Raw genomic sequence first — 16,581 nt, 5'->3', positions numbered from 1 at the left:
ATAAAATGATAAATGTAGTAATTGTAGAAGACAGCACAACTATAAGAGAAGGATTAAAACTTCTTATTGACGGAACCGAAGGATATTCTTGTGCTGCGGCATTTTCTAATTGCGAAGATCTTCTTGAAGAAATTAAAAAAATAAAAGTTGATGTAATATTGATGGATATTGATCTTCCGGGAATTTCTGGAATTGAAGGAATTAGAAGAATTAAAAAAATTTCTGATGAAATATTAATTCTCATACTAACAATTTATGATGAAAATGATTTAATATTTGAAGCGCTCTGTGCCGGAGCTTCCGGATATCTAGTAAAAAAAACTCCTCCGGCAAAATTGCTTGATGCAATAAAAGATGCCTATGAAGGTGGCGCGCCAATGACAAGCAATATCGCAAGAAAAGTTGTTGATTATTTTCAAAAGTCAAAACCAATTCATAAAGATTCTGAGCATATTATGCTTACGAAAAGAGAAAAAGAAGTTTTAAGCGGACTAGTTGAAGGAAATAGTTATAAAGCAATTGCTGACGAACTAAATGTTAGTTTAGATACAGTAAGATTTCACTTTAGAAATATTTACAAAAAAATGCACGTTCATTCACAATCCGAAGCTGTAGTAAAAGCGTTAAAAGAAGGTTTAATCTAATCCTACCAAAAAATGTAGCAATTCTTTTGTTTTAAAAATAATTCAACAAAAAACCATCCTATTATGTAGTTACCAAAATTTAATATTCTGCTTAATTTTTGATTTCAAAAACCAAAACGAATTATGAAAAAAGTAGCAATTGTTGAAGATGTAAAAAATATTCGTGAAGGTCTGAAAACACTTATAGATGCTTCAGAATTATTTAAGTGTGTTGGTACTTTTGAAAATTTTGAGAAATTCGAAAAAAATATAAAAATTTTAAATCCCAATATAATTTTAATTGATTTGGATTTGCCTGGAATATCTGGAATTGAAGGAATTAAAAAACTTAGACAAATTTCAGAGAAGTTTATAATAATAATTCTAACACTGCATGAAGAAAATGATAGGATTTTTGATGCGCTTTCTGCCGGTGCAAACAATTATTTAGTTAAAAATACTCCTTCAGAAAAAATTATAAATATTATGGAAGATGCGGCAAATGGAAAAGTATTAATGAGTTCATATATTGCAAGAAAAACAATTGAATATTTCAAAAAAAGAAATTCGTTAAAAAAATTAGAACCAAGTGAAATAAATATTTTGAAGAAAATAACCGAAGGAAATAGTTTAGTGGCAATAGAAAATTCGTTAAAGTTAAGCTCTTCAGAAATAAAAAGTAATTTTAAAAATATTTATGATAAACTTTTTCAAATAAGATTACATTAAAATTACCTATCCATTTATGTAGTTTTATTTTGAAAATTGTAAAAAAATAATGGTTTTGCTATACATAAGTGTAGTTTTGTTAAGTAAAATATTTTGGTATATTTTGCGACGAATAAATTACTCACATTTATGAATAATTATTTATTCAACAACAAAATTTAGGTTACTAAAGATTGTGAGAAATATTTATCAACATAAAAAAAATATTTTTTTATCATTAGATTTTCATCCCGAATTTCAATCCATTAATAACAATTTGTCTAAAATATTTTTTTATATAAATGACTTTTATAAGAATTTTAATCATTTCAATTTGATAAAAATTGAAATGAAAACGTATTTCAAATAAAAAGTTTAGGAAAGAATTTAATTCAAAATAATCAAAAAAAATCAATTAACTAATTTCATCATACATATTAAACGAGGAAAAATATGATAAGACCAAAACAAGTTAACTTAACGGCAAATGATTGCAGCTGCAATAAAAGCCAGTTAAGTATAACATCTAGCGGAAATCGTATATTATCCGCGAAATTAGATAAAAGAGGCAACTATGCAATGCTAAGTAAGCTTTTTATTATGCTTATGTTTTTAGTTATGCAGACTGGCTCTATTCTATTCGCGCAAGAAATCGAGGTAAGGGGCAAAGTAGTTAGTGCTGATGACGGGGCAGAATTAATTGGCGCTAACGTTTTTGAAAAAGGAACACTTAGTAACGGCACTTCAACAGATTTCAATGGAGAATTTAAAATTACTGTTGAAAAAGGTGCAGTTCTTGTTGTTACCTACGTGGGATTTACAAAAGAAGAAATTCAAGTTAATGACCAAAACTTTTTGAATATTGCATTAAAACAAGAAGCTTTGGAATTAGAAAGTGCAGTAGTTGTTGGAATTGGGTACGGTGAAGTTAAAAAATCTGATGCTACCGGTTCTGTAACTGCAATTTCTGCAAAAGATTTTAGCAAAGGGACAATTACTTCACCTCAGGAATTACTTATTGGTAAAGCTCCTGGTGTTGTTGCAAATTCACTTGGAGGAGCTGCTGGAGCTGCAACAAAAATAAGAATCCGTGGCGGTTCATCAATTACTGGCAGCAATGATCCTTTAATTGTTGTTGATAATATGCCATTAGAAAGTTCTGGAATTTCCGGTATGGCAAATCCGTTATCTTCAATTAACCCCAACGATATTGAATCAATTTCAATTCTTAAGGATGCATCTGCAACCGCAATTTATGGTTCAAGAGCATCAAATGGTGTTATAATCATTAAGACTAAAAAAGGAGCATTAGTTGATAAAGACGGTACTTCAAAAATAAATATCAATTATAATAGTAACGTTTCATTAGTAACTCCAGCTGAATTATTAGAAGTTTTTAGTGGTGATGAATTTAGAGATGTAATACAGGATAGAATTACAAATCATGGTTTAACTTCAGAAGCTGCCAATAGATTAGGAACAGCTAACACTGATTGGCAAGAAGAAATTTATCAATCAGCTGCATCAACAGATCAAAATTTAAGTATTAGTCATGCAATTGGTTCAGTTCCATATCGTGTTTCATTGGGATATTTATATCAAGGCGGTATTTTAAAATATAACACACTTGATCGAAAAAATATTTCCTTTGCTACAACACCATCACTTTTTGATGGAAAATTGAATATGGATTTAAATGCATCTGCTTCTTTAATCGACAATAATTTTTCGAATAATGATGCAATTGGTTCTGCAATCGAATTTGACCCAACTCAGCCAATTAAAAACGGAAATACAAGATACGGCGGTTATACTGCTTGGACCGAATTAAGCACCGGTGGAGGAATTAATGATCTTCCAAATAACATTGCAACACATAACCCGGTTGCACGATTAGAATATCGCGATAATACTTCAAGCGCTACAAGATATATTTTAGGCGGTAAATTTGATTATGCTATTCCTTTTGTTTCTGATTTAAAAGCAATCTTAAATCTTGGTTATGATTATTTTGATTCAGAAGGTGAAGATATTACTGATCAATTAGCATCTTGGTCATATAGGGAACCAGAAACACAAATTAGAGAATACAGACAAACGAAGAAAAATAGTTTGTTAGATTTTTATCTAAATTACAAAAAGGAAATTGGTGTTCATAATGTTGATTTAACCGGTGGTTATTCATATCAACATTTTTATAATGAAGGAAAAAATTCAAACAGAGCTTGGGATGCTACACTTCCGGGCGCAAGAACTACTCCTTACAAAAATGAATACTTTTTAATTTCTTTCTTTGGAAGAATGAATTATACTTTGCTTGATAAATATCTATTAACATTTACTTTAAGAAATGATGGTTCCTCAAGATTCTCTGAAGATAATAGATGGGGATTATTTCCAGCAGTTGCTTTAGCTTGGAAATTAACTGAAGAATCATTTATTGGTAAATCAGATTTTGTAAATGAATTGAAGCTCAGACTTAGTTGGGGACAAGCTGGTCAGCAAGATGTTGGAACAAATTATTATCCATATATTCCAACATATACAGCAAGTACATCCGGAGCGTATTATCAATTCGGTGATGCTTTCTATTCAACATTACGCCCAGATGCATATGATGCAAATCTAAAATGGGAAACTCTTACTTCATTAAATGCCGGATTGGATTTTGTACTGCTCAATAATAGATTATCAGGTAACATTGAAATTTATCAAAACACATCAGATGATTTGTTAAATAGCATTCCAATTCCTGTAGGAAGTAATTTTTCAAACTTCTTATTAACCAATGTAGGTTCAATGGAAAATAATGGTGTTGAACTTGGTTTAAATTTTACTCCAATTCTTGAAAGAGATTTTTCATGGGAAATTGGTACAAACTTAACTTATAATAAAAATGAAATTACTAAATTAACTTTAGTTGATGATCCGGAATATACCGGTGTAAATACTGGTGGAATTTCTGGTGGTGTTGGTAATAATGTACAAAAATATATCGTTGGATTACCTGCAAGAGTATTCTTTTTATTCAACCAAGTTTATGATGAAGATGGAAATCCAATAGAAGGATTATATGTTGATAAAAGCGGTGAAGGCGGTAACGTTTCCGGTAATGAATTGAATAAATATTATTACAAATCACCAGATCCTGAATATTTAATTGGTATTTCATCAAAAGTTAATTACAAAGAATTTGATCTTTCATTCTCCGGAAGATTAAGCTTAGGTAATTACGTATATAATAATAATGCCTCAAATAGAGCATTATATCAACAAGTTTATAACCAAAGCGGATATTTATCAAATATTTTAACAGATGTAAAAGAGACAAATTTTACTACTGCACAGTATTGGTCAAACATTTATCTTGAAAATGGATCTTATTTCAAAATGGATTACGTGAGTCTTGGTTATAATTTCATTTCCTTATTTGGCAATAATCTTAGCGGACGTCTTGGGTTATCTATTCAAAATGTATTTACTCTAACAAAATATTCCGGATTAGATCCAGAAGTTGATAATGGTATTGATAATAACATTTATCCAAGACCACGTACTTATATGTTGTCAATTAGTCTTAATTATTAAAATTTAAGAAGGAAGAAAAAAATGAAAATAATAAAAAATATATTTCTAATTACAGTAGTATTGATTACTGCATTCTTTTCGTCTTCTTGCGTTGATGATTTGAATGTGGAACCAATCGATCCGAATGTAAATACTCAAGATAAAGTATTTAAGGATGAAGCGGCTTATAAACAAGCTTTGGCAAAAATCTATGCAAGCTATGCAGTTAGTGGTCAAACTGGCGGCGGCGGCGGTAGTGCTGATATTGCTGGTATTGATGAAAACTTTGGAAATTATATTCGCCAATATTGGGGTTTACAAGAACTTTCTACAGATGAAGCATTAATTGCTTGGGATGATGCTACAATTAAGGATTTTCACTGGCAAACATGGTCACCCAATGATGTTTTTATTGCGGCAATTTATTCCAGAATATTTTACACAGTAACGATAAGTAATGAATTTATCAGAAATGTTGATGCAAAAATCGGTTCTGCTAGCGGAACATTTGCAAATGATCTTAAAGCATTTAAAGCAGAAGCCAGATTTTTACGTGCGCTATCTTATTGGCATGCAATTGATATGTTTGGAAATGTTCCATTTATTACAGAAGCCGATTTACCTGGAGCATTTTTTCCAAAGAGAATAACAAGAGCTGACCTTTTCAATTATATTGAAAGCGAACTTAAAGCAATTGAAATCGAACTAATTCCTGCAAGACAAAATGAATATGCAAGAGCTGATCAAGGTGCAGCATGGTTCTTATTAGCTAAACTGTATTTGAATTCAGAAGTTTATACTGGTTCAGCAAAATATGCAGAAGCATTAACATATATAAATAAAGTGATTTCTGGCGGTTACACAATTGATAATAATTATAGCAGACTATTTAGTGCAGATAACAGCACAAGTACAGAATTAATTTTCCCAATTGCTTTTGATGGACAAAACACACAGCAATACGGTGGTATGACATTTCTGCTTCACGCATCCAACGGTGGCGGTATGCCATTGAATGGAATAGATGGTGGATGGGGAGGTATTAGAACAATTAGTGATCTAGTTACAAAATTCAATATTAGTGAAAGTGACTTCGCTTCAACAACTCAATTTCACGGTGCTGATACAAGAGGAATGTTCTTTTTTGATAATGCAAGTTGGAAATGGGAAATTGAAAATGTTGGTACTTTTACTCAAGGCATTGGTGTTACGAAATATAAAAATGTTACTTCAACCGGTGGAGCAGCTCCAAATGCTCATGCAACATTTGTTAGTACAGATTTCCCAATGTTTCGTTTGGGAGATGCATATTTAATGTATGCTGAGGTCGTATTAAGAGGCGGCGGTGGAGATGTTGCAACCGCAGTTGGATACGTAAATGCTTTAAGACAACGTGCTTATGGAAACACTTCGGGAAATATTACAAATTCTGATTTAACGTTAAATTTCTTATTGGATGAAAGAGCTCGTGAATTATATTGGGAAGCACATAGAAGAACTGATTTAATTCGTTTTGGCCAATTTTCAGACGGCAATTATGTTTGGGAATGGAAAGGGAAAACTAAAGAAGGTACAGCAACCGGTGGTTTTAGAGATTTATATCCAATTCCAATAAATGACCTAAATGCCAATCCTAATTTAGTTCAAAATGAAGGCTATTAAAAATTATTGTTAAGGAATATAAAAATGAAAAAAATAAAATTAATTTCTTTAATTGTTTTGCTTGGGCTTTTGATAGTCTCATGCGAAAGCGATATAAGCGAAGTTGTGATGAGTTCTGATCCAACTGAACCAACTTTAGCTGATTTATCATTTACCGGTGATTTTAACATGGCTAATGCTAATGGAATTCTTACATTTACCTGGACTGCAGCTGATTTTGGTTTTGCTTCATCAACAACTTATAAATTGGAGTTGTCTCCTGTAAATGATTTTTCAAATAATGTTGCTACTCTTATAACTACTCAAAATACAGAAGGAACAGCAAAAGTTAGTGATATTAACAATTTACTGCTATCTTGGAATAATTCAATTGGTCAAAATGCAACAGTTTACTATCGTGTTTTGGCTTCTGTTACTGCAAATGAAGTTGTTACTTCTAATGTAAAATCAAAAGTTTTTATTCCATTTGAAACTATCATTGATTATCCAATAGCTTATGTACCAGGCGCTTATCAAGGTTGGTCACCGGGTGCAGATAACGGAAGAATTTATTCATATGGTTTCAATTCAGTCTATCAAGGAATTATTAGATTTGTCGATGCAGATAATCCAACTGTTGATTTTAAGATTACACCAGCTGCAAATTGGGATAACGATTGGGGTGGTTCTTTAACAAAAGATGGAAATAACTATTCAGGAACCTTAGTTGCAAAAGGAAGCAATTTACAGGTTGAAGCTGGAACATATGAAATTACAGCTGATGTTTCCGCTTTAACAATTAGCTTAACAAAAACTGATGATTGGGGAATTATTGGTTCTTCAGTTCCTCCTTTTGATTGGTCTGTTGATGTTGATATGTTCTATAATGGTCAAAGAAAAATGTGGGAAATTACTGGCGATTTCAATGCTGGCGAATTTAAATTTAGAGCAAATAATGGCTGGGATGTAAATTATGGCGGTACTGATGGAACTCTATCAGCTGGCGGTTCTAATATTGCACTTTCTGAAGCTGGTAATTACACGATTAGATTTGATCCGGTAAATCTTACTTATACAGTAAAAAAAAATTAACATAGTTTATAAAAAAAAGACTGTCATAATAGGCAGTCTTTTTTATTTTAAAGAAAAATAACTTTCAACGAAATTTCATTATTTATTTAAATAGTTTTTAATATTTTTCAACTCATTTAAAAATAGATTTTATGAGCAAACTTTCCACAATTAAAGAACTTTGGGAATTTCTAAGAGTAAGAAAAAAATGGTGGCTTCTGCCAATTGTTTTTTTCTTGGTACTATTAGGTGCATTAATAGTTCTTACTCAAGGTTCAGCTTTAGCTCCATTTATATACGCAATTTTTTAATAATTACTTAAGAATTTTAATTTCAAATGGTTTTAATTCAAAAGTAAAATTAGAATCTTTATTTGTAAATTCATTTTGATCAATTATATTTGTTAAACTATTTGATTCAGATTTTATATTTATACTTTTCACTGAATTTATACTGTTAACTAATATTATCGATTTTCTGTTTTCGTAATTTCTTTGGAACCCAATAACATCTTTATCATCAATATTCAGAAATTCCAAATCTCCAAGACTCAGTTCAATATTATTTTTTCTTATTTTAATTAATTCTTTGTACCAATTATAAAGTGAAGAATCAAATTTTACTACATCAAATGATCTTGATTTTCCAAAAGGATGAGTTGTTTCAGTTTCATATTTCAAATCTGGCCAAATCATTGGCTTTCTGCAATCAGGATCATCTCCACCCCAAATGCCGGCTTCATCACCATAATATACAATTGGAGCTCCCGGCATAGTCATTTGCAAACCAACCATAAGTTTTTGTTTTTGTCTTTCGGATTCATTTGGTTTTCTTACATCAAAATTTTCTCTTTGAGCTGGATTTGCATTATGATCATACCAATAATCTGGATTTACAATTAATGATGCTATTCTTTCAACATCATGACTTCCAAGAATATTCATCAAAACATATAGATTTTCTTTATTATAATCTTTTCTGATAATATTTATAGAATCAATAAATCCTTGTGAAGAAATTTTATTTTTTTGATCGCTGATAAAATTCTTTGCAGCTTCAGCAAATCTATAATTCATAACGGCATCAAATTGATCTCCTTGCAACCAAGGCGAAGCATTCATCATTTTATTTATTTTCCAATTTTCCCACCAAATTTCACCTGTGATGTATGCATCTGGGTTTATTTCTTTAACCCAATTTCTAAACTTTTGCCAAAAAGGATGATTTACCATTTCAGCAACATCAAGTCGCCAGCCATCAATTCCGTCTTCTGGATTTCCATCATTATTTGGATCCATCCACCTTTTAAGAATATTATGAACATGGTTTGCTGCGTTATCAATTAATCCATTTTCATCTTCTTTAATTTCCGGAAGATCTTTAACACCAAGCCAACCTTGGTAATCAAACTCTTTTTCCGCAGTTTCAGGGTTATCAAAAGTTTTTATTGTGAACCAATCTTTGAATTTAGATTTTTCTTGATTCTTCACAACATCTTGAAATGCCCAAAATGTATTTCCAACATGATTGAAAACTCCATCAATTATAATTTTTATATTTCTTTTATGAGCTTCTTCAATAAGCTTTAAGAATAAACTATCTGCAGTTGTCCACTTCCAGGTTTTTGGATCTGATGGATTTTCGGTTTCCCAAACTTCTCTGTCTTTTTCTGGATTGGGTCCAAAATTATTGTCAATATGATGATACATTGTCGCATCATATTTATGAAGCGAAGGAGATTCGAAAACTGGATTTAAATAAATCGCATTTATTCCAAAATCAACTAAGTAATCTAACTTATCTAAAATTCCTTGCAGATCACCGCCATATCTTCTTACTCCGGCATTCCAGTAGAAATCTTTTCCATTATTTTCCCAAGGTTGAAGTTTATACCAATCAGATGTCCAAGGGTGATTTTGCCAGCCTTCCGGAATTTCATAAGGCCAACCTCCCGCTAAATCAAGTGGTTTTGGATCATTTGACTTATCTCCATTATTAAATCTTTCAGGAAAAATTTGGTACCAGACTGCAGATTTTGCCCAATTTGGAACTCTATCAATTTTTGGTTTTGTTTGTGTTGAGCAGGAAAAAGTAAAAAGTAGAATAAAAGTAAGGAGAAGTGATAAATTTTTCATACAAACACCTCTTTTTATAATTTTTATATAAATAAAATTACAAAAAATGGTTGCTATTTTTTCTATTTTTCTTGGTCTTGTTAAAAAAAATATTTAGTTTTTAACTCTTTACTTAAGAAAATTAGCTAATTTTCGATAGTTAAATTTTGGAGAGTTGGCAGAGTGGTTGAATGCGGCGGTCTTGAAAACCGTTAAGGATTTACGTCCTTCTGGGGTTCGAATCCCTAACTCTCCGCAATAACTTCGTAAGAAGTTATTTAATAAGTAAGTGGTTGATCAGCAATTTTCAAGGTAGTATCTTGTTTTTCTGGTTATTTTGAAGCTCTGTTCAACTCCTAGTTTTATCATTATTTAAAGGAAAGCTGTAAAATGGCAGAGCGTAAAGAAGGAACCGTAAAATGGTTCAACAATTCTAAAGGTTATGGCTTTATTCAACAATCCGAAGGTGAAGATTTATTTGTTCACTTCAAATCTATTGTTGGAGACGGTTATAAATCTTTAAAAGAAGGACAAAAAGTAGAATTTACCGTTGGCGAAGGACAAAAAGGTCCGCAAGCTCAAGACGTTAAAGTTTTATAATTTTGACTTCCTTTTCACGCATTTTTTTCAATCCAGCTTTTTGCTGGATTTTTTTTGTCAACTTTGATTAAATATTATATTTTTGAAATAATATTTTCGATAATTAAAAACTTTTCGCTTCTAAAGTAAAATTTTAATGAACTCTAAAAAATTTATAATAAATAGTGAATATAAAAATGTTAATTCAGTTTGTTTTATTACTAAAACTTTCTGTGAAGATCATTTAATTTCCGATAACTCCATTAGAGAAATTGAATTAAGTATTGCTGAAGCTCTAAATAATATAATTAAGCATGCTTATAAAGGAGAAGAAAATAACACTATTGAAATTTCAATGGAAGTGAAAAATAAAATATTTAAAATTATTTTAACCGATTACGGAATTGAACGATCAAATTTAAATAAACCTACACTTGATTTTGATCCAAATGATATTGAAAGTTTACCTGAAGGTGGAATGGGATTATTTATAATTGAACAACTTATGGATGAAACAAATTATTTAAGAGAAGGGAACAAAAATATTTTCACAATGGTTAAAAACCTTAAATAATGCTAAAGTCTTTTAACCGGAATATGTTTAAAAAAATAATTTTTGTTGCACTCTTAATTCCAACTATTCTTTTCCCTCAAGAAAATGTAAAAAGCGAAGTTATAAAGAAAACTGGTCTGCAATATAAAACACCACTTATCAAACCCAAATATCCAAACTATAATTTAGCTGCTGCATTTGTTCTAACAGAAAAAGCAAAAAGCGGAGATCCATTTGCGCAGCATGAATTGGGAATTAGATATATTCTCGGAATTGGTGTGCCAGTTGACTCTATAAAAGCTGCAGAATGGATTGGCTTAGCTGCATCTAAAAATTTACCTGCAGCAAATTTTAATTATGCAATTATGTTAAGTAATGGAATTGGAATAGAATGGAATCCTTTTAAAGCATTTAACAATTTTAAAGTTGCTGCTGAAAGCGGAATGGAGCAAGCCCAGTATATCTTTGGTTTACTTCATACAGATAATCTTGTTGTTAATAAAAATTTAGATGAAGCATATAAATGGTTGAAAAAGTCAGCTGATAGAGGATTTGAGGAAGCGAAACTTGTTTTAGACGAATTCAAGAAAAACGGAATTGTTATTGCAAATGATTCAACTAACTATCAAAATGTAAAACCGGAAACAAAAATCAGTGATAATTCATTTACACTTGAAGATTACAACTTGGATTATTTTGATTTTAAGGCCGATACATTAAATGAAGATGAAGAAAGAAAATATCTAAATGAAATTTTAACTTCTAAGAAAAATGAAATTAAAAAAATACTAAATATTAATTCAAATGAATATGAAGATGAAATAAAAGATACATCCGCATTGGGTTTAATAGATTATGCGGCAACTTCGGGAAGTCCAGAAGCATTGTTAATTAATGCTAAACTCTTTGATCAAGGAATTGGAATTGAAAAAAATAAAATATTGGCAGCAGCAAATTATTTAAAAGCTTTTAGACTAGGATCCTTTAAAGCTGCGGAACCACTATTAAAAATTTCTAGAAGTAATAATTTTTATAATTATTTGCGAAATGAAGTTAAAAATGATAATCCAGATGCAATGTATATTTGGGCTGGATTAATTGCGTTGGGAATGGACTACTCACTAACCGAAACCGAAGCATTTGATTTGTTAAAAAAAGCAGATAAACAAAATCATATAAATTCAATAATTGAATTAGGTTTAGCGTATTACACCGGAATTTTAGTTAAGAAAGATTCTTTAAAAGCTATCGAATATTTTGAAAAAGCTGTAAAACTTGGTAGCAGCGAAGCTGAAGTAAGATTAGCATTTCTTAAAATTAATTCTGACAAAGATAGTTCAAATTCTGAGCATCTAAAAACATTAATGGAATTTGCAAACAAAGGATCGGTATTAGCCGAAGCAGCTTTGGCAAATTGTTATGAACAAGGAATTGCCGTAAAAATAAATAAAACAGAAGCCGCAAAATTATACCGACAAGCTGCAAGAAGAGGAAACGAAGCCGCTTATAACTCGCTAAGAAAAATGTATGATTCACTTAGACCCAATGATGAGGAATTCCAAATATTTATAAATTAGAAAAATTAAAAATTAAAATAATTTTTCTTTCTAATAATTAATCATTTCTCCCTCAATTTACTAGTTTCTTATTCGATAGTATAATAAACATTTTAGAAAGTTTACTAAAACCTAAATTATATAATTCTTTATGTATTTAGGTTTTTTGAGTAAAAAGATTTATGCACTAAAATTAAAATATGAAACAGAAATTCAAATTAAATATTTCGTTAAAGTTTAAACTCACATCCCTTTTCACAATCTTATTGGGATTATTTTCGTTATTCATATTCATTTATTTCCCAGAAAAATTTGAGCAAGAAAGAATTGAAAGTTTGCGAGAAAAAGCAAATTCTGTTGCAAAAATTGCAGCTTACGGAATTTCATCGGGTTTATATTTAGAAGAAAATAATACATCCGTTGATGAAATAGAATCCTTAATTAAAAATGAAGAAATTAGATATGTGGTTATAGAAAAAGCTGATTCACTCTTTTTTGATTTTAACTATTTTACTGCAGTGATGAATAATTATACAAAAAATGAAGGAAATGGAATTTCAAAACGATGGGAAATAATGAAAATCCATGCTCCAATTTTAATGGGAAGTGAAACCGTTGGGAACATTTATATTGGTTATTCATTAAGATTGGTTTATGATAAAATTGAAGAGCTTAGATTCAATATTGGTATTGTAAGTTTGATTTTATTCTTGGTAGGCAGTGTTCTTGTCTATTTCATTGGTATGTATTTTACAAAACCATTGACAAAATTTGTAAGTACAGTGAATAAAATTAGAGATGGAGATTATTCACAAAGAGCAGAAGTTGTAAGCAATGATGAAGTTGGATATTTGGCAAATTCATTTAATGAAATGGTAGAAAAAATTGCTGGCACAACTGTTGAAATGGAAATCATAAATAAAGAATTGGAGCAACGCGTTGTTGATAGAACTGTTGAACTTGAACGAGCTTTAAAATCTTTACAAAAAGAAAATGATGTTAGAAAAAAAGCTGAAAAAGAAATTGGAAAATCTCTCGAAGAAAAAGAAGTTTTGCTCAAAGAAATTCATCACCGAGTAAAGAACAATCTACAAATAGTTTCAAGTCTATTCTTTTTTCAATCGAAAAAAATTACCGATCCCTTAACTTTAGAAATGTTTCGAGAAGGTCAAAATAGAGTAAAATCAATGGCTTTAATTCACGAAAGATTGTATCAATCAGATGATTTGGCAAATATAAATTTTAAAGAGTATGTAAAAAAATTAACGAACTATTTATTCCAATCCTATGGTGTAAACCAAAATAAAATAAAACTTAAAACAAATATTGCAAACATTGAATTGAATGTTGATACTGCTGTTCCTTGCGGATTAATAATAAATGAATTAATATCAAATTCGTTGAAGCACGGCTTTGATAATGAAGCTAGTGGTGAAATAAGAATTGATATGGGTCACAATGAAAATAATAAACTAATATTGAAAATAAGCGATAATGGAAAGGGAATACCCAGCAATCTAAAGATTGAAGAATCTGATTCACTTGGTTTAAGATTGGTAAACAATTTAACAATTCAATTAAACGGAAAAGTAGAATTTTATAATAAAAATGGAACTACAGTAAAACTTGTTTTCGAAGATCCCAAATATGCTAAAGCGAGTTAAGTAATTATGGATAAAGCAAAAATTCTTGTTGTTGAAGATGAAATTATTATTGCAATGGAAATAGCCGAGCGCCTAAAAGCAATGGGATATGAAGTAATGCGAATAGTTTCAAACGGGCAAATGGCAATTGAAAATGCAATAAGAGAAGAACCAGATCTTATACTTATGGATATAATGATTCAAGGTGATATTGATGGAATTGAAACAGCAACAAAAATTAGATCTTTTTCAGATATCCCAGTAATATATTTAACTGCAAATGCAGATGAACCAACACTTCAAAGAGCAAAAGTTTCTGATGCTTTCGGATATCTAATAAAACCATTTGAAGAAAGAGAACTAAATACCACTATAGAAATGGCATTGTACAAACACAAAATGGAAGCTAAGTTAAGAGAAAATGAAGCTCGTTTTAGAAGTTTAGTACAAAATTCAACTATGGGAATTTTTAGAACTAAAATTGATGGTACATTGGTTTTAGTTAATCCGGCATTAGTTAAAATTCTCGGCTTTGCGAATTCAAACGAGTTGTTAAATGTTCCGACTTATTCATTACTGCAAAATGGAATTGAAGCTTGGAATCATTTGATAGATAAAATAAAATTTGAAGGCGCAATAAGCAGCAATAAACAAATTGTAAAAAAGAAAGATGGTTCGTTAATTACTGTAAGTATAAACGGAAATCTTATAAAAGCAGAAAAGAATGGAGTATTTTTCGATGGAACAATTGAAGATGTATCTATCCAAGAACAATTCCAAGCTCAGTTAATTAGAGCAAAAGAAAAAGCTGAAGAATCAGATAGATTAAAAACCGAATTCTTAGCTGGAATGTCACACGAAATTAGAACTCCAATAAATACAATTCTAAGTTATATCTCACTATTGCAAAATGAATTGAATCAAGACGATGCGACAACTTACAAAGAATTATTTCATGCTATAGATTTGGGAAGCAGAAGATTAACACGAACTATAGATTCAATTCTTAATATGGCGCAGTTCCAGTCCGGAACTTTTGAAACATTTAGAACACAAATAGATTTGGTAGAAGATATTTTAAATAATCTTTATGAGGAATTTAAACATACTGCAAAGCAGCGTGGTTTGGAATTAAAGTTTACTAACAGTGCTGAGAAAACAAATATTTTGGGTGATAAATATTCACTTTCTCAATTATTCGTTAATCTAATAGATAACGGTTTGAAATATACCAAAGAGGGTCATGTAGAAATAGTTGTGTACAATGATGAAAATGGAAACTTGAGTGTTGATATTCAAGATACGGGAATTGGAATTTCTGATGAATTTCTTCCAACACTTTTTGAACCTTTCACACAAGAAGAAACCGGATATAAAAGAAAGTTTGACGGAAATGGTTTGGGCTTGGCATTAGTAAAAAAATATTGTGAATTAAACGATGCATTTATTCAAGTTAAAAGTAAGAAAGGAATTGGAACCAAATTTAGTATAAAATTTTCCAGTACAAACAGCAATAATATTTATAAAGGGAGCAAAGAAATAAAAAATGAAATTAATTAATAAAATAATTTTTGCGGTAATACTTTCGCTATTAATTAGTTGTTCAGATAATTCAACAAATACAACTGATCCGGAAACAAATAATAATGCTGAAGAAATTTCTAAATTTTTTCCAATTGAAATTGGAAAATCTTTTATTTACAAAGTTGATACTCTTGATAACAATTCTGAAAATTATGTAGAAATTGGACAAAGAACTTTACACGTTGATAAAATTGAATCTGATTATTTTGTATGCAGTGAAATTTATAATTTCCTTCATGGAATAAATCTACAAACAAAAATAAAAGTAACAGATAATTCTGTAGAAATTTTTTCAGATACAACGGGAACTTCTGATTTAATTCCGGATTCATTAGGCATAACGGTAAAACTTGAATTAGATGAAGTTTTCAAAGTTCTTGATTTTCCGCTTGTTCAAAATAAAGAATGGGAAGTTTACAAAGCTTATGCTGTAATGGGCACAGCTAGATTTAAGGTATTTGCACTAACTGCGAAATATTTAGGCGAAGAAAATATTTTACTAAATAATAAATCAGAACAAGTTCCATCAATAAAAATTGAATATACAGTAACTATTAATATTCCGGATATGAATAATTTATTGAATAGCAAAATTCAAAATTATAAAGCAAATGTTTGGCTATCAGAAAATTTAGGAATTGTAAAATTAGAGGGCTGTGCATTATTTGTAAATTCTATTACCGGAAATAATTTTGATATGTCAGATTCAAATAAAACTATTAAGCATACTTTGGTACTCTAAAAATAAATCTTCTCACAAATGTAAAAGTGCTAATCAAAAAAAAAATTTTTGGTTAGCATTTTTTTAAGATTCGACAACCACGGCGAAATATACGACCAATAAGTAATTTTCGTTTTATTGCTTTTCAAAAAACATTATTTTCTTATCAATATTTGAACAATAAATTTTGGCATAAATATTTCTTTGTTTGGAGCATATCA

General features: G+C 30.1%; 13 protein-coding genes and 1 tRNA gene. 13 read left to right on the top strand and 1 reads right to left on the bottom strand.

What is annotated here, in order from left to right:
• Nucleotides 1-5: 5 nt before the first annotated feature.
• The 6 genes from IPM32_01870 (at nt 6) to IPM32_01845 (ending at nt 7,921) form a co-directional block, all read left to right on the top strand.
• A complete protein-coding gene (locus IPM32_01870) occupies nt 6-644 on the top strand; it encodes a response regulator transcription factor (GenBank protein MBK8943993.1) in 639 nt (212 codons plus the stop codon).
• A gap of 123 nt (nt 645-767) precedes the next feature.
• Nucleotides 768-1,352 (top strand): response regulator transcription factor, encoded by a 585-nt coding sequence (locus tag IPM32_01865; protein MBK8943992.1) that lies wholly within the window; start codon nt 768-770, stop codon nt 1,350-1,352.
• A gap of 432 nt (nt 1,353-1,784) precedes the next feature.
• Complete coding sequence (locus IPM32_01860) at nt 1,785-4,919, top strand: SusC/RagA family TonB-linked outer membrane protein (GenBank protein MBK8943991.1); 3,135 nt, start codon at nt 1,785-1,787, stop codon at nt 4,917-4,919.
• Nucleotides 4,920-4,940: 21 nt separating this feature from the next.
• A complete protein-coding gene (locus IPM32_01855) occupies nt 4,941-6,560 on the top strand; it encodes a RagB/SusD family nutrient uptake outer membrane protein (GenBank protein MBK8943990.1) in 1,620 nt (539 codons plus the stop codon).
• A gap of 24 nt (nt 6,561-6,584) precedes the next feature.
• The gene (locus IPM32_01850; GenBank protein ID MBK8943989.1) at nt 6,585-7,631 is read left to right on the top strand and encodes a SusE domain-containing protein; all 1,047 of its coding nucleotides are present in this window, start codon (nt 6,585-6,587) and stop codon (nt 7,629-7,631) included.
• Between the two features lie 131 nt (nt 7,632-7,762).
• Nucleotides 7,763-7,921 carry a hypothetical protein gene (locus IPM32_01845; GenBank protein MBK8943988.1) on the top strand — a complete coding sequence of 53 codons (159 nt, stop codon included), beginning with the start codon at nt 7,763-7,765 and terminating at the stop codon, nt 7,919-7,921.
• A 3-nt stretch (nt 7,922-7,924) separates the two neighbouring features.
• Here the strand turns inward: IPM32_01845 and IPM32_01840 are convergent, their stop codons facing one another.
• Nucleotides 7,925-9,745 (bottom strand): glycoside hydrolase family 13 protein, encoded by a 1,821-nt coding sequence (locus IPM32_01840; protein MBK8943987.1) that lies wholly within the window; start codon nt 9,743-9,745, stop codon nt 7,925-7,927.
• Nucleotides 9,746-9,893: 148 nt separating this feature from the next.
• On the opposite strand from IPM32_01840, the gene IPM32_01835 reads away from it, so the two are divergent.
• From IPM32_01835 to IPM32_01805, 7 genes are all read left to right on the top strand, one after another.
• A tRNA-Ser gene (locus IPM32_01835) sits at nt 9,894-9,980 on the top strand.
• 134 nt (nt 9,981-10,114) lie between these two features.
• On the top strand, nt 10,115-10,324 hold the full coding sequence (locus IPM32_01830) for a cold-shock protein (protein ID MBK8943986.1): 210 nt from the start codon (nt 10,115-10,117) through the stop codon (nt 10,322-10,324).
• A 136-nt stretch (nt 10,325-10,460) separates the two neighbouring features.
• The gene (locus IPM32_01825; GenBank protein ID MBK8943985.1) at nt 10,461-10,877 is read left to right on the top strand and encodes an ATP-binding protein; all 417 of its coding nucleotides are present in this window, start codon (nt 10,461-10,463) and stop codon (nt 10,875-10,877) included.
• Between the two features lie 23 nt (nt 10,878-10,900).
• Entirely contained in the window at nt 10,901-12,433 is a 1,533-nt protein-coding gene (locus IPM32_01820; GenBank protein ID MBK8943984.1) for a sel1 repeat family protein, read from the top strand.
• A 179-nt stretch (nt 12,434-12,612) separates the two neighbouring features.
• Nucleotides 12,613-14,076, top strand: coding sequence for a HAMP domain-containing protein (locus tag IPM32_01815; protein MBK8943983.1), 1,464 nt, complete (start codon nt 12,613-12,615; stop codon nt 14,074-14,076).
• 6 nt (nt 14,077-14,082) lie between these two features.
• Nucleotides 14,083-15,615: a response regulator gene (locus tag IPM32_01810; GenBank protein ID MBK8943982.1), complete on the top strand. Its 1,533-nt coding sequence runs from the start codon at nt 14,083-14,085 to the stop codon at nt 15,613-15,615.
• Nucleotides 15,602-16,381, top strand: a complete 780-nt coding sequence (locus IPM32_01805; GenBank protein MBK8943981.1) for a hypothetical protein — start codon at nt 15,602-15,604, stop codon at nt 16,379-16,381. The genes IPM32_01810 and IPM32_01805 overlap by 14 nt, the downstream gene beginning before the upstream one ends.
• Nucleotides 16,382-16,581: the final 200 nt, after the last annotated feature.

This window comes from Ignavibacteriota bacterium (assembly GCA_016716225.1).
In the GTDB taxonomy this organism is placed as follows: Bacteria; Bacteroidota; Ignavibacteria; order Ignavibacteriales; family Melioribacteraceae.
This window is presented reverse-complemented; position numbering and strand designations above follow the sequence as displayed.

Coding starts and splice junctions, on each gene's coding strand:
- IPM32_01870 (MBK8943993.1), top strand. CDS start 6: ATGATAAATGTAGTAATTGTAGAAGACAGCACAACTATAAGAGAAGGA.
- IPM32_01865 (MBK8943992.1), top strand. CDS start 768: ATGAAAAAAGTAGCAATTGTTGAAGATGTAAAAAATATTCGTGAAGGT.
- IPM32_01860 (MBK8943991.1), top strand. CDS start 1,785: ATGATAAGACCAAAACAAGTTAACTTAACGGCAAATGATTGCAGCTGC.
- IPM32_01855 (MBK8943990.1), top strand. CDS start 4,941: ATGAAAATAATAAAAAATATATTTCTAATTACAGTAGTATTGATTACT.
- IPM32_01850 (MBK8943989.1), top strand. CDS start 6,585: ATGAAAAAAATAAAATTAATTTCTTTAATTGTTTTGCTTGGGCTTTTG.
- IPM32_01845 (MBK8943988.1), top strand. CDS start 7,763: ATGAGCAAACTTTCCACAATTAAAGAACTTTGGGAATTTCTAAGAGTA.
- IPM32_01840 (MBK8943987.1), bottom strand. CDS start 9,745: ATGAAAAATTTATCACTTCTCCTTACTTTTATTCTACTTTTTACTTTT.
- IPM32_01830 (MBK8943986.1), top strand. CDS start 10,115: ATGGCAGAGCGTAAAGAAGGAACCGTAAAATGGTTCAACAATTCTAAA.
- IPM32_01825 (MBK8943985.1), top strand. CDS start 10,461: ATGAACTCTAAAAAATTTATAATAAATAGTGAATATAAAAATGTTAAT.
- IPM32_01820 (MBK8943984.1), top strand. CDS start 10,901: ATGTTTAAAAAAATAATTTTTGTTGCACTCTTAATTCCAACTATTCTT.
- IPM32_01815 (MBK8943983.1), top strand. CDS start 12,613: ATGAAACAGAAATTCAAATTAAATATTTCGTTAAAGTTTAAACTCACA.
- IPM32_01810 (MBK8943982.1), top strand. CDS start 14,083: ATGGATAAAGCAAAAATTCTTGTTGTTGAAGATGAAATTATTATTGCA.
- IPM32_01805 (MBK8943981.1), top strand. CDS start 15,602: ATGAAATTAATTAATAAAATAATTTTTGCGGTAATACTTTCGCTATTA.